The following is a 20416-nucleotide window of genomic DNA, read 5'->3' as shown; positions in this document are numbered from 1 at the left end:
GGCGCTGTTATGAAAGAGAAGTTGGTCATAGGGATGGATTTTGGGACGGATTCGGTGCGGGGTCTGTTGGTCAATGCGGTCTCAGGAGAGGTGGTCGCTACTTCGGTAGCCTACTTTGAACGATGGAAAAAAGGCATGTACTGTGATTCCGCCAAAGATCAATATAGGCAACATCCCCTGGACTATATCGAGTCGATCGATCGGGTCTTTGCGGAGCTGCTTAAAGGGCTGTCTTCGGAGGCCATTAAACAGATAAAGGCCATAGGCACGAATACTACAGGATCTACTCCGGTAGCGATAGACGCTAATTGTCGACCGCTGGCCTTATGCGAAGGAATGGAGGACAATCCGAATGCGATGTTTATCCTATGGAAAGACCATACGGCTATCAAAGAAGCGGATGAGATAAATGCACTCGCCAGGAAATGGTCTATAGACTATACACGGTATAGCGGAGGTATATACTCCTCGGAATGGTTTTGGTCCAAGATCCTGCATGTCAATCGTGCAGATGGGGAGGTCAAGAATAATGCCTTTACCTGGGTAGAACAATCGGATTGGATTCCAACGTATCTTTCGGGTACGACCGTGCCTGCGCAGATAAAGCGTAACCGCTGTGCAGCAGGGCACAAGGCGATGTGGAATGAGGGACATGGTGGCTTGCCTTCGACCGAATTTCTCTGTTCGCTGGACTCTTCTTTCTATCATTTGGTCAATCGGTTTTATACCGATACGTATACATCGGACCAGGTATTTGGTAAGATCTCCAAGGAGATGGTAGCAAGATTTGGTTTTGATGAGGATACCCTGATCACAGTGGGGGCTATCGATGCGCACCACGGGGCGGTCGGAGCCGGGAGCGAGGCGTATACCTTGATCAAGGTGATCGGTACATCGACCTGCGATATGTTGGTGGTTCCAAAAGAGGACAATCCGCCTCTGGTGGAAGGGATCTGCGGACAGGTCGAGGGTTCTATTGATCCGGGGATGATTGGCTTTGAAGCCGGACAGTCTGCATTTGGCGATATCTATAACTGGTTTAAAAAGATGATGCTTAGACCGGTGATGGACATAGACGGATTGGGGCTTTCGGAGCAGCAGCGGCTAGCGGTAGAAGATGGTTTTTTTGACTATATCACGGCCGCTGCAGAAGCTGTTCCATTGACGGAAGGAGATATGCTCTTTACCGAATATCACAATGGAAGACGGACTCCCGATGCAGACTTTACCAAGAGGGGCATTGCGAGCGGGTTTACATTGGCTACGCAGGCCGGACATATCTTTAAAGCACTGGTCGAGGGGACAGCCTTTGGCTCCAAGGCGATCATCGATCGGTTCAGGTCTTACCATATTCCTATCAAAACGGTAATCGCTACGGGGGGAATACCCAACAAGGCGCCTTATGTCGTGCAGGTATTGGCCGATGTGCTTGGCTGTGACGTGCAGGTGGTGGATAGCGATCAGACCTGTGCCCTGGGATCTGTCATCTTTGCAGCGCTGGCCTCGGGGATATACGGGGATATCGATCAGGCAAAATTAAAACTTGCGGCTAGGGTTTCAAAAACATATCATTTTAATGCGGAACGTGCCGCTGTTTATGAAAAATTATATCAAGGTTATAAAGAACTAACACAATTTAAATTATGAAGAATCTCCCTATACTCGATATTGCCATAATCCTGGTCTATCTCGTAGCGATGGTACTTGTAGGCGTTTATTTCTCGCGAAGAAATAAGTCGGCCGATGAGTTTACAAGGGCTGCGGGACGGATACCGGGCTGGGCTATCGGTATATCGATCTATGCGACATTTTTGAGCTCCAATACTTTTCTGGGCGTACCTGGAAAGGCTTTTGGGGGTAATTGGAATGCATTTGCTTTCAGTCTGTCGATGCCCTTGGCGGCTTGGCTGGCAACGAAGTATTTTGTGCCCTTCTATAGGAGTACTGGGGAGGTGTCTGCTTATACTAACCTGGAAAAAAGATTTGGTACCTGGGCCCGTACATACGCTGTCGTCTGTTTTCTGTTGACACAGTTGGCCCGTATCGGTTCTATTTTCTTTGGAATATCCCTGACTCTGCAGGCGCTCACGGGATACAGCATGGTGATGATCATGGTCGTGACTGGGATATGTATAGTCATCTATACGGTGATGGGGGGGATAGAAGCTGTAATCTGGACGGAGGTCGTACAGGGAATATTAAAGACACTCGGCGCACTGATCATCATTTACCTGGTCGTGCGAGAGGTACCGGGCGGCTTTAAGGACATTATCGATGTCGGAATGGCAGAGAATAAATTCAGTCTGGGGACACTGGATTTTGATTTTGTCAACTCATCGTTCTGGGTTGTACTGCTGTACGGGTTCTTTATCAACCTGAATAACTTCGGAATGGACCAAAACTATGTGCAGCGCTATCACACGGCATCAAATCCTAAGGAAGCAAATAAATCAGTGTGGCTCTGTGTATGGATCTATGTGCCGGTATCGCTGTTGTTTTTTGTCATTGGAACTTGCCTTTATACTTATTATCTCCAAAATCCTGCCTTGTTGGATACAATCAAGTTGCAGGCGGCATCGGAACAATTGGGGCTGGCTGTTGAGAATTCGAAGGTAGCCGAACTGGCTGCGACTTTAAAGCCTTCGGATTATGGGGACAAGATCATGCCGCATTTTATGGTGTATATGATTCCAACGGGATTGCTGGGTCTTATTGTGTCGGCCATACTGTCGGCTGCCATGAGTACGATCAGCTCGGGAATGAATGCTTCTGCGACTGTATTTACGGAGGATATCTACAAGAGGTATTTCAATAGGGAGTCCTCGGATCAGAATAGCTTGAAAGTGCTGTATATCGCTACCGTTATCGTAGGGGTGATCGGTATGATCTGCGGTATCGCCATGATCGGAATAAAGAGCTTGTTGGATGTATGGTGGACGCTGTCGGGTATTTTTGCCGGAGGGATGTTGGGGCTTTTCCTGCTGGGACTCATCAGTAAAAAGGCGACTAACAGTGATGCTATTATAGGTACAATCGTGGGTATCTGTGTCATTCTCTGGATGACTTTTTCATACCTCATTCCGGAAGATATGGCTTATCTGCGAAATCCTTTGCATGCCAATATGATTATAGTAGTGGGTACACTAACCATTTTTTTAGTCGGTAATATAAGCCGCAAATTAAGAACCAAATAACGTAATAAAACATATAGAAAATGATGAATAGGAATAATAAAAAATTTATTCCCGTGATGCTTATGCCCTTTTGTGAAGACAAGAGTATAGACTACGCGGCCTTGGAAAATCTGGTAGAACTCTATTTAAAAGCGGGGGCAGAGGGACTGTTTGCGAACTGCCTGTCGAGTGAGATGTTTGAGCTCTCGAAGCAGGAAATGCTGGAGTCGGTCTCCTTTATCGTCAAAAAGGTCGCCGGAAGGGTGCCGGTGGTAGCGACGGGTACTTTTTCAGAGACTGTTGAAGAACAAGCTGCTTTTGTAAAAGAAATATATGCAACGGGTATCGATGCTGTTATTGTGATCACAAGCCTGATGGCGGAGGAGAAGGATGATGAAGCGACTTTTAGATCCAATGTGAAAGCCTTGCTGGCACTGACGGATGGGGTGCCTTTGGGTTTTTATGAATGTCCGGTGCCTTATAAGCGGGTGATTGCTCCTGATTTTTTAGGAGAGCTCGTCAAGACTGGTCGTATTACCTATCACAAGGATACCTCTCTGGATATTAATAATGTGAGTGCCAAAATAGGGGGTACAGCAGGTGCTGATGATTTTGGTTTGTATGATGCCTACATGGGGCATGCGGTAGCTACCCTGGAAGCAGGATCAGCTGGCCTGTCGTGTATTCAGGGCAATTATTTTCCTGAGCTGATCGTATGGCTGTGTCATAACTACAGTGATGCTGCGCAAAGGGATAAGGTGGATCAGGTGCAACAGTTTCTCTCCGATAATATGGGGGTGATGCACTACGCGTATCCCAACTCGGCAAAGTACTATCTGCAATTGACAGGGGTGGATATAAATACGGTCTGTCGTCGTACGGATATCGAAGAATTGGACGAAGACACCAAGATTAAACTGAATAAACTAAAAGTAGACTACGAAAATCTTGAAATAGCCTAAGAGAATTGTATTTTAGTTCAATGGATTATAAAACAAGTGATATGATGCAAAGATTATTTTTTATATACGTGCTCTTTTTATTTTCACAGACGGCGGCTTTTGCCCAGCGATTTCCGCAGGTGCCGGGTACTGTGGTACATTATCAGCCGACAAGTACCAAGAAGTATATCGGTTCGCCGAGCTTGGCGGTATTGCCTAATGGTGACTATGTGGCCTCCCATGATTTTTTTGGCCCTCAAAGTTCAGAATGGCAACAGGCGGTAACGACGGTCTATCGGTCTAAAAACAAGGGACGCAGCTGGAAAAAAGTAAGTGAGATCAGTGGTGCCTTTTGGAGCTCTTTGTTTGTGCATAAAGGTGATTTGTACTTGTTGGGGCCAGATCGGCATCACGGTTCGGTACTGATCCGTAAATCTCAGGATGGCGGAAAGTCTTGGACCCAACCTACGAACAAAGAAAATGGGGTACTGTTGACTGGTGAGTTTCACTGTGCTCCAATGCCTGTGGTGGAATATAATGGACGTCTATGGCGTCCCATGGAGACGGCACATGGACCGGTGCTGAAGTGGGGCGAACGCTATGGTGCGATGGTGATGTCTGCAACAGTGGATGCTGATCTGTTGAGCGCAAAGGCCTGGCAGACGAGCTCGACTTTGTTTTTTGACAAAAGCTATCTGAATGGAAATTTTACGGGTTGGTTGGAAGGCAATTTTGTGGTGGGACCGGACAAGCAGATGTGGAATATACTGCGCGTAGATGATAAAACCACCCTTGACGAAAAAGCAGCAATGGTGAAGATCTCTACAGATGGAAAGAAACTTAGCTTTGATCCAGTCAGTGGGTTTATTCCGTTTGATGGGGGAAGTAAAAAATTTGTCATTAAGCAGGATACAGAAAGCGGGTACTATTATACATTGACGAATTCTATTCCTGAGCGATACCGCCTTGCTAATCCCAAAAGGAAAAATCCTGCAAGTTACAGGAATGTACTGATGTTGCGCAAGTCTAAGGATCTGCAGCACTGGGAGGATGTAAAGGTGATTCTGGAACATGAAGATGTGGTCAATCATGGATTTCAATATGTGGACTGGTTGTTCGATGGAAAGGATATCATTGTACTGTGCAGAACAGCTTTTAACGATGGCAAGACGGATGCTAAAAATAACCATGATGCTAATTTTTTGACTTTTCATCGCATAGAAGAATTTAGAAAGTTATAAGTTCATTAATCTTGATAGGATGAGTTTGCGGTTTAGCGGTTTGTTTTTTTGTTTTTTACCTGTTATTTTCAATAGTTGCATGAGTGAATCTAAGGTGTCAACCTTGACCATATCGGCCGCTGGCCATACCATACACCATAATGGTGTTTTTTCTCCAGATGATGAATGGATTGTTTTTGATGGACGTAATGACGATACCAAAATCGGAGAGACTTCGGTCATCGGGATGGTCCATGTGCATACGGGAGAAGAGCGTATACTTTACAAAACAGATCATCAGACGATCTACGGTCCGGGTGTAGGGGCGGCCTCTTTCAGTCCGAAGGAAAATACAGTCGTGTTTATACACGGTCTGTACGATGCCAACGAGGCAGAGCCTTATGATATGACGAGGCGATTTGGCCTGGCCATACGTACGGACAAGCCTATGCAGGGGATACATATGGATGCCCGTGATGTGATGGCGCCATATACTGCAGGAGCCTTACGGGGCGGGACGCATTCGCATGGCTGGAGCGGTGACGGAAAGCTGATCAGTTTTACGTACAACGATGAGTTTGTAGATCCTGATTTGCGGACGGTAGGCGTGATGGTGCCGAGTGTCGGTGGGGTAGCTGTGCCTAAGGGCAAGGGGAATAATAATGGAGCGCTGTATTCGGCGATAGTGAGTGATGTGGTGCGGGAGCCCAAGCCGGGGTCGGACGAAATATCAAAGGCTTTTGATGAATGTTGGGTCGGTGTTCATGGTTCCTCTAAAATAGCGTTTCAAGGAAATACACGAAATGATAAGGGCGAGACCATAACAGAGATTTATACCGTGGCGATAGATCCCGCAACGATCACGAAGGATACCGTAGCGGTAGGTCGAATGGGGGAGCGTCCCCATGTGCCGAGCGGCGTACAGCAGCAGCGACTGTCGCGTACATCTAAAGGGCTGTCCGATTTGAGACATTGGTTGCGAAGCTCGCCCGATGGTCGCTATATCTATGCCTTGGCAAAGGATGAGCAGGGACGTAATCAGTTGGTTCGATGTGAGGTAGCTACTGGTGATTTTGATTATATATCGAGTTTTGACTTTTCTGTCTCTTCGCCGATAAATATCAGTAATAGCGGGGATAGAGCGACGTTTGTAGCGAATAATGATGTCTACGTGTTTGACTTGGAGTCAAAAGGACTCGACCGCTTGACTGCCAATACGCCTGCGGATCTAAAAGTAGTGGGGGCACCGGTATTTTCGAGAAAGGACGATAAAATTGCTTTTAACCAATTCGTCGATCAACATGGAACGGAATATATACAGATCAAGCTTGTCCGTGTAAATTAGCGGCTCCAAGTCGCTCTGTTTATATGCAATAATACGATGCGAATCGAAACGGGCTCCTCTTTTGAGGAGCCCGTTGTTTATAGTCACTTTTTGATATTACCGTTTTTACCGTAGCTCCAATAGGCAATCCATCCCAAAAGCGTAGCTAAAAGAATAATTAAGACCCAGATAAGTCGCTGCGTATTGTAAAGACGAGGATTGTTTAACGCATGGTAAACGGTATAGACGAAGAAGCTGAACAGTGCAATCATAATCAATAAGAGCTCTGTTGTATAAAAAAAAGGTAGCTGCATGTATTCTAACTGCGATTTAAATATAAGATCGTAATGGGCAAAGATAAGTTTATGATCGGCATGAAAATATGGGAAACCGTAAAATGGAGAATTTATGTTGTGGATGGACTCAAACAAAAATGCCTTGTTTTTGTTGTTGTATTAGAATGGATTGTACAGGTCCATGATCCGGTTATAAAATATTTTGTAATAATATCTACTATTTTGGTAGACTTAATGTATATTTGTATTTCTAATAGTCAAAACATGATAGGACAACCTTTTTTACGAATGTGTTGAGGGGATAATATAGGAGGAAAGAATTATCCCCAGAGACATTAACCATTAATTTTTAACCCATTAATTATTGTTTTTTTAGTATGAACAGAGCTTTACATACAAGTCTCGTGTGGGCCGCTATTGCCCTAGGGACAGGAAAAATCTATGCCCAATCTACCCTTACGGGGAGAGTCATAAATCAGCAGGGACAGGCTGTCTCGGGCGCTACCATTACCGATTTAGCTACCCTGGTACAGACGCAGACCGATGCTGAAGGACGTTTTTCATTGTCTATCAAGTCAGACAAACCGAGTATTAGCGTGCGTTATGTCGGCTACGAGGAGCAGGTATTACGTAATTTTTCACTGTCGGAAAATCTACTGATCACATTGGATCCTGCATCGGAGCAATTGAGTGAGGTAGTCGTTACAGCCTTGGGGATATCTCGGGAAAAGAAAGCCTTGGGATATGCCGTACAGGAGGTAAAAGGGGCAGAATTACAAACCAGGCCTACCAATGCGGTCAGTGCACTGTCGGGTAAGGTTGCAGGCCTGCAGGTCATTTCTTCGGGAGGTAATATGGGCGGTTCTTCTCGCGTACTCTTACGGGGTATTAACTCTATTGCAGGTAATAATCAGCCTCTGTACGTCATCGATGGTACGCCTATAGATAATAGTGACCTGAATACGGCATCGACTATCAACGGGAGTGCCGGAAAAGATGTTGGAAATTTGATCCAGGATATTAATCCGGACGATATCGAGAATGTCACTGTGTTGAAAGGTCCGACAGCAGCAGCATTGTATGGCTCGAGGGCTGCCAATGGTGTGATCTTGATTACAACCAAAAAAGCAGCCAAACATGAACGGGTAGATATCTCGGTAAATACCGGACTGGAGTTTGAAAATGTGGTTCGTCTGCCTCAACGTCAGAAACTATATGGACAGGGCTATTCTACAGATTTCAAAACGCAAGCGATCGAAGGAAAGGATTATCAGATTGTAGATTATGCTTCGGACGAAAGTTGGGGGCCGCGTCTGGATGGGCGGCAGGTGTTGCAGTGGTATGCATTGGATCCAGAAGATGAGGCAGCTTATCTACAACCTACGCCCTGGGTGTATCCCAAACATGATGTAGGTTATTTCTTTCGAACAGGACTGGCTAATACCAATAATATTGCGATAGCAGGGACGAGTAATAATACAAATTACAGATTTTCGTATACCAACAAGAATGTACGTGGTACGGTTCCGAACGCTACATTGAACAGGAATACGTTGAATTTTTCGGGGGGCACGCAGGTGGGAAAGATACGTATTACCTCTAATCTGAACTATGTAAGGAATGGCTCTGTAGGTAAACCATGGTCGGGGGCGTCCAACAGAAATATCATGTTAGAAGCTTTTCAATGGGGAGCGGTACAAGTCGACTATAAGATATTGGAAGATTATAAACGCGCTGATGGGACACCAAAAGCCTGGAACAGGACGGGCTGGCAGAATACCACAGCAGCAGAAGCAACACGTTTTATCGATAATCCATTCTGGTCTGCTTATGAGAGTTATCTCGAGGAGCAGAGGGATCGGTTCTATGGTAATGTGGGATTGCAGTACGAGGTCAGCGATTGGTTGACGCTGAATGCCAAAGCGCATGGTGATATTTATCAATTTAGATCGCAAGACCGGATCGCGGTTTATTCCAGAAGTACATCGCAATATGAAGAAGCGGCAAATACATTGAACGAGTATAATTATGAATTTTTGGCAACTGCCAATAAGAGATGGAATGATTGGTCTTTGGTAGCCAATGTCGGGGCCAATTTGAGAGATCAGCAGCGTAAAGTGGATTATGCCATCACACAGGGAGGACTGGTAGTGCCTAACTATTACAATTTAAAAAATGCATCGTCCGTGAAGGTCGACAACTTCCGGTATCATACGAGGACACCGTCTCTATACGCCAGTGTGTCTGTCGGCTACGCTGACTATCTGTTCTTGGATGCTACACTGCGCAACGATTGGTCATCGACATTACCAATTGACAACAACTCGTTTCTGTATCCCTCAGTAACAGGTAGTGTTATCCTGAGCCAGTTGGAAGCATTGAAGCAATTGGAATGGCTTTCTTTTGCTAAAATACGGTTGGGATGGGCACAGGTAGGTAACGCTACAGAGCCTTATCAATTGGCTAAGGCGTATGACGTAGAACAGGCTTTTGATGGCAGACCAGCTAACAGCCTGTCGCAAAAGTTGAATAATGAATTCTTAAAGCCAGAGATGACAAGCTCCTGGGAGACAGGGTTACAGGTACAGTTGTTCCGTAACAGATTGGGGCTGGATGTAACCTATTATAATAATGATTCGCGTAATCAGATATTAGCTGTTCCGGTTTCTTCGTCTTTTGGTTACGAAACAAAAGTGCTTAATGCAGGGAAAATCAACAATAAGGGACTGGAGATCACACTGACTGGTACTCCGGTCAAACAGACGGACTTCGAGTGGAATACCATGTTGAACTGGTCTAGAAATCGGAATGAAATCGTGGAGATCGATGAGATGGTCAATACCCTGACGCTAAGTGATGTCCTGGTTAATCTGGTCGCACGGGAAGGGGAAGCTTATGGTCAGTTCCTGGGATACGATTTTGTGTATGCAAATGATGGACGTAAAGTGTTGGACAAAGATGGCTTGTATATGAAGACGTCTCAATTGACACCACTGGGCTCGGTATTGCCTAAGTATATATTTGGATTCCAGAATCAATTTCGCTACAAACGCTTTAACCTGGGTTTTCTGATTGATGGTCGAGTCGGTGGTAGGTTCTTCTCCCAAACGTATAAGGTAGGTATGTATGCTGGGATATTGGACAAGACAGCGGCTAATAATATCCGCGAAACGGGTGTCGTATTGGATGGCGTAAAAGCTGATGTCAATTTTAATGCAGATGGGACCTATACGGTAAGCAATGTGAAGGAAAACGATACTCGGGTGACAGCACAACAGTGGGCTAGAAACGAATATAACGGACCTACGGCGTTCTCCATTTTTGATGCTACTTTCGTCAAATTGCGGGAGCTTACACTGGGATACAATTTCAAAATCAACAATACGAATACCATTAAAGATATTGGGGTGTCGCTGTACGGTCGTAATCTGTGGAATATCTATACGAAGAGCAAATATATCGATCCTGAATTTACATCGAGTGGTGGTAATGTGCAGGGGATCGAGGGCGGAAATATTCCTACACCAGTGACTTATGGTTTTAATGTAAATGTTAAATTTTAGAACGTGATGAAAGTATATAAATATATTATAGGACTATTGTGGACAACTTCCGTGTTTGTCGGATGTTCTGATCGTATTTTTGAAGAAATCAATACAGATCCCAACAGACCTGCTGCGGTCAGTACTGCAAGCCTGTTGGTGAGCAGTGAGCGACTTTTGGTAAATACGGTTCGCAATCCTGATTTGAATCTCCGTGGCGCACAATTGTATGCGCAATATTTCAGCCAGAATATCTATACCGATCAATCGCGTTATATGATGCCAGTCAACTATTCGGATGATTTTTGGACAGGTATTAATCGGGCATTGAATAATATCAATGAGATTATTAAGTTGAATGTAGACGGACAAACCAAGGAATGGGTGACTATCGGCGGGGTCGGTACAAATGCGAATCAGATAGCTATAGCTCGTATATTGAAATCCTATGCCTTTCATAACCTGACCGATGTTTTTGGGGATATCCCGTATCAGTCGTATAGTAGTAAAGATCCCGATTTTGAGGCATTACAGCAGAATCCGGATAATCTTACTCCGAAGTATGCTCCCCAGGAGAAGATATATACGGACATCTTGAATGAATTGAAACAGTCAGCAGATACGTTGCTTAAATACAAGACATTACAGACTTTTAAAAATGCAGATATTATTTATGATGGCAATAACCTGAAATGGGCTAAGTTTGCGAACAGTCTGAGGTTGCGCCTGGCGAATCGTATCGCGCATAAACTGCCGACTTTGGCCACGGAGCATATCAACGATGCATTGGCCAAAGGTGTTTTTGAATCCAATGCTGATAATGCCGTATTGAAATATTCAAATTCTTCTCCCAATCAAGCGCCTTTATATCAGGCGACGGTGACTGCTAACAGAAAGGACTTTGCGGTATCGCATGTTATTGTCGATGTATTGAAGGGGGATAGAGGGCCTTTTGGAATAGCGGATCCACGCTTGCCAATATTTGCGAAGCCTAATAGCAAAGGCATATATTTTGGACAGCCGTACGGTCTGCCCTTGGAGGCAGCTGATTTATTCCCTGTGGACTCTATATCGCTTCCAGGAGCCGTTATTAATGCGGCCAACTACGGAGAAGTGTTGATGGAGTATGCGGAGGTGGAATTCTTGATTTCGGAGATAAAGGGGTGGGATGACCAAGCGTATAGAAAAGGGGTGCGCGCGTCTTTAGAGAAGTGGCAGATTGGCCAGAATGAAGTCGATGACTATGTGAACCTGTTGTCTGTCGCTAACAAGGAAAATGTGTTGAGTCAGAAATATCTGGCCTTATTCAATCAGGGAATAGAGGGGTGGTCGGAAATACGAAGAACAGGCTATCCGCTGTTTTTGGTGAAAAAAGGAGAGGTTGTGTGGACAGGTGAGGTGAAAGGTGCACAGGTGTCTTATCAATTCTTGCCAGAGGTAGGTGAGGAGATTCCTAATCGGTTTATCTATCCATTGAAAGAGCAGAGTACCAATAGGACCAGCTATAGAGAAGCGCTGGCTCGCCAGGGCGACGATGTCATCAGTACGAAAGTATGGTGGAATAAATAGTGTAGAAAAGCCGTATCTTAAGAAGATACGGTTTTTTTTGTTTCTGTTTCTTCTATAACAAGGGTAACATTTTGATGTATCTGTGTATAGCTATGTAAAGACCCTATATATGAAACTGACCCCTAAACAGGTTATCTTGCTGTCACTGCTGGTGATGACATCATTGGTGATGTGGTGTGCATTCCCGCAGAGTAGTAATAAGATATCCTATCAGAGCTATCGTTATCTTTCAGAGATAAGAAAAAGTGGACCGTATGTTATTAAGAGATTATCCGCTACTGAACTTGACTATGTGCCCTGTCTGTCGTTGGGAAATAAAAAGGATGAAGATGCTTTATATTTAGATCCCAAAGGAGAGAGTATATGGTATCTATCAGTGGCGAGTGTGAGAACCATTGAAGATCATGTTTTTTATGATCGGTCATTTTGGACGGAAATTGATTTTGAAGGAAATGTATTGCAAGTGCTTGGAGAAAAGGAAATGCCTGCAGAAGGAGGATATTTTGTTATGGATAAGTTGGCTGCCCAAAGCTTTAGGTTGGATAAAGGAGAAGGTCCGCTTTATCTATCCTATTTTAAACGTAATCACTTTAATTGGCGTGTGTTAAATCCTCTTCGTATCTATGAAAAGGATAATTTTGATTTTCAACCTATTTCTTATTGGGACGGTATTGCATATCTAACGCTAAACATGCAGGAAGGAGATGTTGATTTTAAGACGGAGACCAGCAATACCGATTATGGCTATCAGCTAGAAGCAAAATTGTTTGAAGTACCTACCACATCTGCGAAAAACCAAGCGGTTATATTAAGCTTGAATAATGGACAAAGCTCAAGAGGAGATAGGGGTGTCTATTTGATTTATAAAAGAAAAGTATAGCGCTCGCTGAACAGACCCACATTTCATATGTGTATAATCTGTTTTTTATCTGTCATATGGAATACTTATGGGTGTTTGCGCTTCGCTAAACATGAGTATTTCATATGTCCAAATAGGTTTCAGGCGGTTCTCATACCGTGGTTTTGGAAATAATCATTGATTAAATATTTTATTTTTTTGGTCGATCAGATGTTTAATACGGATGTTTTCTGTGTTTTTAGGTCTTTCCGAACTCTGTAAATTCGCATTGTCTTTATTTTGGAAATAGATACGCTTATACTATATTTGAAATCAGATATAGAGCTTCTCCGTTTCCGTAAAAAAGATTTCATAAATAAGTAGTCTGTAAAAGTATATTTAAACTTACCCCGACGGTAGGAGCTATTGGAGAAAGTAAAAAAGCACTTTTGATCGGTGTAGAGACTGGACGCATTATGTATTATGATAAAAAAGATTTAAGTTGGTGATTTTTATATTAAGCTAATAAAATGAAACAGATTACGATATTAATGAACAGACCATTATTACTGTGCCTGTTTTTTGTTCTACTTGGAAAATGGTCTTTTTCACAAGAGGAAATCAATTTATATGAAGGAGCCATTCCCGATGCATTGTCGGCAGAGAATATAGAAACACAGAACCCACGCCAGTCTGGAGGAGCTTGGATTACGAAAGTATCCCAGCCTACACTGACTTCTTATCTTGTCCAGGGAAGCGAGAAACCGTCTCCTGCTATCTTGATCTGTCCAGGTGGTGGGTACGGGGGCTTAGCAATAGAAAAGGAAGGACATGATATCGCATTGGCTTTTCAGAAAAATGGTATTTCGGCATTCGTGTTAAAGTATAGAATGCCCAGTGAGCGTACTATGATCGATAAGAGTAAAGGGCCATTACAGGATGCACAGCAGGCAATGGCTGTGATTCGAAGTAATGCAGATAGATGGCAGGTCGATCCGGGTAAGGTAGGTGTTATTGGTTTTTCGGCGGGCGGACACCTTGCATCCAGCTTAGCGACCCGTTTTCATAAACCGGTGTTGGAGGGGAATACATCGAATGTCAGGCCCGATTTTGTGATTTTAATGTATCCAGTGATTTCTTTTAAGGATTCCATTGGGCATATAGGATCTCGAAACAACTTGATCGGAAAAAATCCACCAGCAGAGATGATTACTGCTTTTTCTAGCGAAGAAAACGTGACAACGGATACACCACCGGCCTTTCTCGTGCATGCAGGCAATGATAAGATTGTAAAGGTGGAGAATACAATAGCATTCTATCAAGCTTTACTCCAGCATCAGGTAAAAGCGCAGATGCATATCTATCCTGAAGGAGGGCACGGATTTGGGCTTAATAATCGTACCACGCAGGACAAGTGGTTTGATCATTGCTTGCTATGGTTAAAAGATTGCGGTATTAAATAGCCGTTATCTTTTTTACTTGATCGGCGAGGGGCTGTCTTAAAATAGATCATTGGTGTGGTATGAGGAAAGGTTAGGGCGAAAGAGTAAGGTGTAAAAGAGATCTACAAAAAGATAAAAATGAAAGAAACAACGATACTTAATTTTAGTGAACAATCGACTAGTGCAGTTTACCAGGAAACATTTGAATGGATTAAGAGCTTTGGGTTAGCAGATCATGTTAATCATTTGCTGGTTTCTGCTACCCTGTTTTTAGCAACATGTATACTTTTGGCGATTGTCTATTATATCACACGGTATCTCTTCAATACCCTGGCCAGTAGTTTTATTAAAAAGACAAATACAGACTGGGATGACCGTTTGTTGGACAATAGAGTGCAGGTACATCTGAGTCGCTTGTTCTTGGTTCTTATCGCCCAGCAGGTATTCCCTTTTATATTCGTTGGGTTTCCGGTGTTCAGCAGTACATTGAGTACCCTTCTCAGTATTTTGATGATCTTCGCAATCTATGCCCTGATTAATAGTATTCTTCGGACAGTAAGAGACATTCTCCGGAGCACCAAAGCTTTCGGCAACAAACCGGTAGACAGTTACCTCCAGGTTATACAGATTTTCTTGATTTTTGTAGTAGGAATGCTGATCGTATCGTTGCTGACCGGAAAATCTCCTTGGTTGTTTCTGGCATCCTTAGGTGCTGCCTCTGCCATTCTCATGTTGGTGTTTAAAGATACGATCCTAGGATTTGTAGCAAGTATACAAGTGTCGGCCAATGACTCCGTACGCGTTGGAGACTGGATCGAGATGCCCAAATATGGCGTTGATGGCGATGTCTTGCAGATCAATCTAAATAATGTACGTATACAAAACTGGGATAAAACTATTGTAACTATTCCAACCTACACACTGCTCAGCGATTCATTCAAGAATTACAGAGGTATGCAGGACAGTGGCGGTCGGCGTATAAAGCGCGCTATTAATATCAAGATTTCTTCTATCCGTTATGTGACTTTAGAAGAAGTGCAGGAGTTAAAGAAAATAGCCCTATTGAAACCTTATATAGAAAAAAGGGAAGAAGAGATAGCAGCTTTTAACAAAAAAGAAGGGATCGATGAAACCGTGTTGGTCAATGGACGACGGATGACCAATATTGGATTGTTCCGTGCCTATGCAATGGCCTACGCGCGTAAGAATCCAGGTATCCATCAAGAGCTGACGCTTTTGGTACGTCAGTTGGCCCCTACCGAGCACGGGCTTCCACTGGAACTCTATATGTTTACAAAAGGCACCCAGTGGGCTTTTTTCGAGGATACGATGTCCGATCTCTTCGATCATCTGTTTGCAGCCATTAAGTATTTTCATCTCGAAGTATTCGAGTTGCCTGCTTCTGATGACTTACGTCGTGTAATGGTTGAAAAAACGTCGCCATTGTAGAGATAGCTTCTTTCCTCTTGAAGCCTAAGCAAAAAATCTATGTAATAGTCTTTTCTTAGTGACAGAAAGTTTTAACGTTGCCCGAAAATTTAACACGCTCCTTCTTCGGTATAGTTTGTAGGTAAAGCTGGTATTTTGAAGAATACATCACAAAACTCACTTTTTTGGGAGGCAATAAAGCCAAATGGAGACAATTTGAGACAAGCTAAACTTCCACTAATTTTGAGTTACATCACTATCTTCGTCCTGTTAATTGATGTCTTGTAGAATTTGGCTATAGGATTAGACTTTGATGGGAGATTTCCTATTACCGTTATAAATTTTCTAATAAATCGTGTATGAGGGAGTGGTCATATCGACCACTTCTTTCTTATGTTATCATGCGGTTGTATGAAGCTGCAAGATTCGTTGGTAAAATATAGATTGGACAATAATTTAGATATGAGATCAAATATGATGGGTAAACCGACTTTATTAATCATGGCTGCAGGAATGGGGAGTCGCTACGGTACCCTCAAACAGTTCGATGATTTTGGGCCGGCAGGAGAGACTATTCTTGACTATTCGATTTATGACGCTATTGCAGCAGGCTTTGGAAAGATTGTGTTTGTAGTACGCGCGGAGTCGCTACCTACGATACGCAGCCTTTATGAAGAAAAGTTGGCGCATAAGATCGAGATACGCTATGCTGTGCAAGATCTCGATTTAAGAAAATTTGGAATCAAGCATGATGTATCACGGATCAAGCCTTGGGGGACAGGACATGCAGTACTGAGTGCGTTTGAATGTATCGATGAGCCATTTGCAGTAATCAATGCAGATGATTTTTATGGCCGCGACGCTTTTCAGAAAATGGCTGATTTTCTTCGTACAGAGATCTCGCATATGCACATGGGGATGATTGGTTTTCGATTGGCCAATACATTATCTGACCATGGTGCTGTATCGCGAGGAGTATGCACACTAAGTACTGCTGGAACTCTAGAAGCTATCGTCGAACGTATGCAAATATATTATAACAACAGTGATGGTGTTAACAATATCGTCTATAAGGAAGATGAGCAGGAACATGTATTGGATCCTGAGATACCGGTATCGATGAATTTTTGGGGATTTACGCCTAGGATTTTTAAGATTGCGCTGGATTTATTCACCATTTTTGTCGAGCAAAATTTGGAAAATCCTAAAGCTGAGTTTTTTATTCCCACAGTGGCGGACTATATGATACGCAATTCTCTGACAGATTTTGCCGTAATCGGCACGAATGCCAAATGGTTTGGGGTCACCTACAGAGAAGATAAGCCAATCGTTCAGCAATCGATACTCGAACTTGTCAAGGCAGGAGTATATCCTCGTTATCTTTTCTCAGGATAGGTATAAGTATCGTTTTTATTTCTATACGTTGTAACAGACAAACCCCATAGACATATTGATTGATTGATTGATTGATTGATTGATTGATTGATTGATTGATTGATTGATTGATTGATTGATTGATACTTAATAAATGTAGTTTTTATGCTACATATATAATTTCTACTTCATGTTTAGGTTTTTAAAGCTATTATTTCAGTTAAATTTGATGTTGAGTCACAACTTATGAAGACATAGTAACGGCAGATAAATAAACACTCCGCCGGCAAGCTGGTTGTCTATAACGTTAAATTATCTAAAACGATATTGAGATGAATATCTTACTAACCGTCTTGACATTTACGGTACTAACTCTGAATGCTTCTTTTATTTTCCTAAATATAGGAAAGGAGAAGATGGTATTCAACCGTTATCTGTTGTTGATGCTCTTGGGTGGTATTTTCTTTCTAATGTTGGAATATATATCCCAAATACTGGTATCACCTTGGCTACATTTGGTTCTGGTATTTCCGATAGGCTTATTGTATGGTCCTGGACTGTTGCTATTGATCCATAGTTTGCCCCAAAATCATACGAGAACCAAGCCATTTTGGATACACTTTGTTCCGTTCTTTGCGGCATTGGTTATTTATTTGCTTATCGTTCAAGATTCTGCATGGCACTATCGTTATAGTACAGATTATACGCTAGGCTTACAGTTTATCACATTGTTACATTTGTGTTGCTATTTACTCTACCTTAGACCGAGTATCTCCCGCATAGTGGGGAGACGTTTTGATAAGAATAAGAAACAAAAAACTATTTGGTACTTATCTTTTATCGTATTGATCATTTGTCTGTTGGCGTCGTTGGTGGATATGATCGTCGAGGTAGGAAATAGTCATATCCATAGAGTTTTTTCACTTTTGCTATATGGTATGTTTTTGTTAGGTGCTTCATTTGTATATTTCATGCAGGAGAGAATCAAAACGATATCTGTCACAACAGATATCGTTAAAGAAGAAGCAGAAGAATCCAAACCTCAAAAACTCAAAAAAAGGAATCCCCATGTGCTAATTTCATTGACAAGGGAACAGGAAATCTCTTATCGAAATAAAGTTGAACTATTTATACAGACATTGGCCTATTTGGACAGTGATCTTAATAAGGATAAATTCAGTAGTCAATTAGAGATTCCTTTACAACATATTGCTCCCTTCTTAAAGCAGGAATTTGGTAAAGGATTTAACGGTTTTATTAATCAGTTGCGGTTGAACTATGCTATTCGACAACTTAAGAGCCAAGATCTGACATATACTATAGAAGACCTGTCTATGATTTGTGGTTTTAGTTCCAGAGCCTCATTTTATCGAAATTTTCAGGCAGAGTTTGGCTGTTCTCCTCATCAGTATCGCATGGACTACGTAGTGTCAATTGACTAGTCTCCTTTATTAATTTCCTTACGCCAATGTTACAGCGTTCTCATTATTACTTTCGTTCGCTATGCTATGGCCTGTCGGTCCATCTGACTTTCTCTTAGATATTCTCACTTTACTTATTGAAGCTGTATAGGTAAGGTGATATTGTAGTCTAGGGACAGCTGTTTTTACCGTTTTGATCCTAACAAACCTATGCTCGTTCCTGTCTGTGCTGCAATAAAGTGCGTTTGTAGAATTCTGTCTACAGGGGTTTGATTCTTGGTTTTTTCTGTCTTGTTTTGTTTGAGTAAGCGCTTTGTTGGTAAAAGAAATGTTTTCCTTTTAGCGAAAAACAGTGTTTTGTAGAGTTGTTTTTATGAGATTTCTTGTCGTTATGTAATTATCTCTTTTTCTGTATTTTAGATGTTTTTATTCTTGTCTTATTTCTTTGTTTTTGCTTAGTTGTACAGGATGTCCACTTGAGCAAGAGTGTTTTGAGACGCTATTGTTTCAGGCAATTGCAAACTTTGTAGAACATTATTTTTTATGGGATGTCTTTTGTATTGATCCGGCATGAAAATGCAAAGACGTTGTGCCAATAGTGCATCAATCCGAAAAAAATAGCGTATTAAAAATAGTAAAAGAACGAGTTATGTATTACGACTACTATCTGTATTATTTGAGCTATTTAAGTTCATTGTACAATGGATATCCATTGATTATTCGAATCACCGTCGTTATGGTGATGGTGCTTGCGACGATTACTTTGTTTGGTGTATTCCGATTGTTGTATATCGGTTTTCAAATTAACCGGAAAGACAAAACAAAAAGAAACACGCAGGAGCACTTCGAGGAGAAGTTGACATTCGTCATGCGGAATAAGGTAAATTATGAAGTCGATGAGATTCAAGAACTGCTACAGTACGATACGAGTAAAGCGAAACGATGGAAGTCCGATGTTTTGACAGATGTCGTCTTGACTGTTAAGAATGCAGTGTATAAGGAAGGCGAATTGAACGAAATCAATTACAAGAATTGTATCGAAGCCTTACGTTTAATGGGATTTTGGGAGAAGAGGATCCGTACATCAGGCCCTGATAAACGCAAACAAGCATTGCAGGTCGTGGGCGCTATAGATAATGGCGTTAACAGTGGTATTCTGTCAAAGTCTACTTTCCACAAGAACAAGCACTTGAGAAAGACTGCTCGGGATCTACATACCAGCCAGGATAGTTATAATCCATTTCGATTTATGGAAGAGAATTTTGATGAGGCTTTCACCCAGTTGGATAAGTTGCGTTTACATTCGACGCTGATCAAACGATCCAAGGAAGGGCGTCTTCCCAATTTATTGCGATGGATCAATAATTCAAAAAATCCCAATTATATTGTTTTCATTTTGCGAGAAGTAGGCTTTTTCAACCAATATGAGGCAGCGCCTACGTTGATGGAGATGTTGGATAGACAGGAGAATAGAGATGTTAGAGCACAGATTATATTGACCCTGGGTGAGCTGGGGTATCTCGAATGTGCTCCCAGACTAATTCAAAGGTTTCATTTGGAAACTAATGTAGTTAGGGAGGCCATCATAACAACAATGGGACGACTACATGGCAGTACAAATTTACGTTTTCTTGTGGACACCTATAGCGGTACAGAAGATATAAACTCGAAGCTGGTGATTGCCAGAGCTATCAAAAGTCACGGTGAACAGGGGAATCGTGAACTGTTACGTCTGCAGCAGGAGGCCCATGTTCAATCCAATGAAAATGAAAATACGCTTTTGAATCAGGTGTTTTCCGAAACAGCAATCTTACCCGTTTAACCAATCTCACTTAGATGATTTATTTT

General features: G+C 42.5%; 14 protein-coding genes. 13 read left to right on the top strand and 1 reads right to left on the bottom strand.

Annotation, left to right across the window (positions count from 1 at the left end; translation table 11 throughout):
• Positions 1-9: 9 nt before the first annotated feature.
• From M472_RS43030 to M472_RS43010, 5 genes are all read left to right on the top strand, one after another.
• A complete protein-coding gene (locus M472_RS43030; RefSeq protein ID WP_021072170.1) occupies positions 10-1647 on the top strand; it encodes a ribulokinase in 1638 nt (545 codons plus the stop codon).
• Positions 1644-3194, top strand: a complete 1551-nt coding sequence (locus tag M472_RS43025) for a sodium:solute symporter (RefSeq protein WP_021072169.1) — start codon at positions 1644-1646, stop codon at positions 3192-3194. The genes M472_RS43030 and M472_RS43025 overlap by 4 nt, the downstream gene beginning before the upstream one ends.
• A gap of 20 nt (positions 3195-3214) precedes the next feature.
• Positions 3215-4135 carry a dihydrodipicolinate synthase family protein gene (locus tag M472_RS43020; RefSeq protein ID WP_031302062.1) on the top strand — a complete coding sequence of 307 codons (921 nt, stop codon included), beginning with the start codon at positions 3215-3217 and terminating at the stop codon, positions 4133-4135.
• 41 nt (positions 4136-4176) lie between these two features.
• Positions 4177-5355, top strand: coding sequence for a sialidase family protein (locus tag M472_RS43015; RefSeq protein ID WP_200859651.1), 1179 nt, complete (start codon positions 4177-4179; stop codon positions 5353-5355).
• Positions 5356-5434: 79 nt separating this feature from the next.
• Positions 5435-6679 (top strand): DUF3748 domain-containing protein, encoded by a 1245-nt coding sequence (locus tag M472_RS43010; RefSeq protein WP_021072166.1) that lies wholly within the window; start codon positions 5435-5437, stop codon positions 6677-6679.
• A gap of 83 nt (positions 6680-6762) precedes the next feature.
• On the opposite strand, the gene M472_RS43005 is transcribed toward M472_RS43010, so the two are convergent.
• Entirely contained in the window at positions 6763-6972 is a 210-nt protein-coding gene (locus M472_RS43005; protein WP_021072165.1) for a hypothetical protein, read from the bottom strand.
• Between the two features lie 359 nt (positions 6973-7331).
• Here M472_RS43005 and M472_RS42995 point away from each other — a divergent pair, with 359 nt between their 5' ends.
• The 8 genes from M472_RS42995 to M472_RS42960 all read left to right on the top strand — a co-directional run bounded on the left by M472_RS42995 (position 7332) and on the right by M472_RS42960 (position 20390).
• The gene (locus M472_RS42995; protein ID WP_021072163.1) at positions 7332-10517 is read left to right on the top strand and encodes a SusC/RagA family TonB-linked outer membrane protein; all 3186 of its coding nucleotides are present in this window, start codon (positions 7332-7334) and stop codon (positions 10515-10517) included.
• Positions 10518-10523: 6 nt separating this feature from the next.
• Entirely contained in the window at positions 10524-12065 is a 1542-nt protein-coding gene (locus M472_RS42990) for a SusD/RagB family nutrient-binding outer membrane lipoprotein (RefSeq protein ID WP_021072162.1), read from the top strand.
• Positions 12066-12174: 109 nt separating this feature from the next.
• A complete protein-coding gene (locus M472_RS42985; protein ID WP_021072161.1) occupies positions 12175-12945 on the top strand; it encodes a hypothetical protein in 771 nt (256 codons plus the stop codon).
• Between the two features lie 488 nt (positions 12946-13433).
• The gene (locus M472_RS42980) at positions 13434-14366 is read left to right on the top strand and encodes an alpha/beta hydrolase (protein ID WP_021072160.1); all 933 of its coding nucleotides are present in this window, start codon (positions 13434-13436) and stop codon (positions 14364-14366) included.
• 117 nt (positions 14367-14483) lie between these two features.
• A complete protein-coding gene (locus tag M472_RS42975; protein WP_021072159.1) occupies positions 14484-15794 on the top strand; it encodes a mechanosensitive ion channel family protein in 1311 nt (436 codons plus the stop codon).
• Between the two features lie 390 nt (positions 15795-16184).
• On the top strand, positions 16185-17168 hold the full coding sequence (locus M472_RS42970; protein ID WP_021072158.1) for a sugar phosphate nucleotidyltransferase: 984 nt from the start codon (positions 16185-16187) through the stop codon (positions 17166-17168).
• Positions 17169-17479: 311 nt separating this feature from the next.
• Positions 17480-18589, top strand: coding sequence for a helix-turn-helix transcriptional regulator (locus tag M472_RS42965; protein ID WP_021072157.1), 1110 nt, complete (start codon positions 17480-17482; stop codon positions 18587-18589).
• 628 nt (positions 18590-19217) lie between these two features.
• On the top strand, positions 19218-20390 hold the full coding sequence (locus tag M472_RS42960) for a HEAT repeat domain-containing protein (RefSeq protein WP_144062801.1): 1173 nt from the start codon (positions 19218-19220) through the stop codon (positions 20388-20390).
• Positions 20391-20416 lie beyond the last annotated feature (26 nt).

Origin of the sequence: Sphingobacterium paucimobilis HER1398, from assembly GCF_000416985.1 — a bacterium.
Classification (GTDB): Bacteria; Bacteroidota; Bacteroidia; order Sphingobacteriales; family Sphingobacteriaceae; genus Sphingobacterium; species Sphingobacterium paucimobilis.
This window is presented reverse-complemented; position numbering and strand designations above follow the sequence as displayed.

What these genes read in the sequence shown, in the direction of transcription:
- M472_RS43030 (WP_021072170.1), top strand. Translation starts at nt 10, where the DNA reads ATGAAAGAGAAGTTGGTCATAGGGATGGATTTTGGGACGGATTCGGTG.
- M472_RS43025 (WP_021072169.1), top strand. Translation starts at nt 1,644, where the DNA reads ATGAAGAATCTCCCTATACTCGATATTGCCATAATCCTGGTCTATCTC.
- M472_RS43020 (WP_031302062.1), top strand. Translation starts at nt 3,215, where the DNA reads ATGATGAATAGGAATAATAAAAAATTTATTCCCGTGATGCTTATGCCC.
- M472_RS43015 (WP_200859651.1), top strand. Translation starts at nt 4,177, where the DNA reads ATGATGCAAAGATTATTTTTTATATACGTGCTCTTTTTATTTTCACAG.
- M472_RS43010 (WP_021072166.1), top strand. Translation starts at nt 5,435, where the DNA reads ATGAGTGAATCTAAGGTGTCAACCTTGACCATATCGGCCGCTGGCCAT.
- M472_RS43005 (WP_021072165.1), bottom strand. Translation starts at nt 6,972, where the DNA reads ATGCAGCTACCTTTTTTTTATACAACAGAGCTCTTATTGATTATGATT.
- M472_RS42995 (WP_021072163.1), top strand. Translation starts at nt 7,332, where the DNA reads ATGAACAGAGCTTTACATACAAGTCTCGTGTGGGCCGCTATTGCCCTA.
- M472_RS42990 (WP_021072162.1), top strand. Translation starts at nt 10,524, where the DNA reads ATGAAAGTATATAAATATATTATAGGACTATTGTGGACAACTTCCGTG.
- M472_RS42985 (WP_021072161.1), top strand. Translation starts at nt 12,175, where the DNA reads ATGAAACTGACCCCTAAACAGGTTATCTTGCTGTCACTGCTGGTGATG.
- M472_RS42980 (WP_021072160.1), top strand. Translation starts at nt 13,434, where the DNA reads ATGAAACAGATTACGATATTAATGAACAGACCATTATTACTGTGCCTG.
- M472_RS42975 (WP_021072159.1), top strand. Translation starts at nt 14,484, where the DNA reads ATGAAAGAAACAACGATACTTAATTTTAGTGAACAATCGACTAGTGCA.
- M472_RS42970 (WP_021072158.1), top strand. Translation starts at nt 16,185, where the DNA reads ATGAAGCTGCAAGATTCGTTGGTAAAATATAGATTGGACAATAATTTA.
- M472_RS42965 (WP_021072157.1), top strand. Translation starts at nt 17,480, where the DNA reads ATGAATATCTTACTAACCGTCTTGACATTTACGGTACTAACTCTGAAT.
- M472_RS42960 (WP_144062801.1), top strand. Translation starts at nt 19,218, where the DNA reads ATGTATTACGACTACTATCTGTATTATTTGAGCTATTTAAGTTCATTG.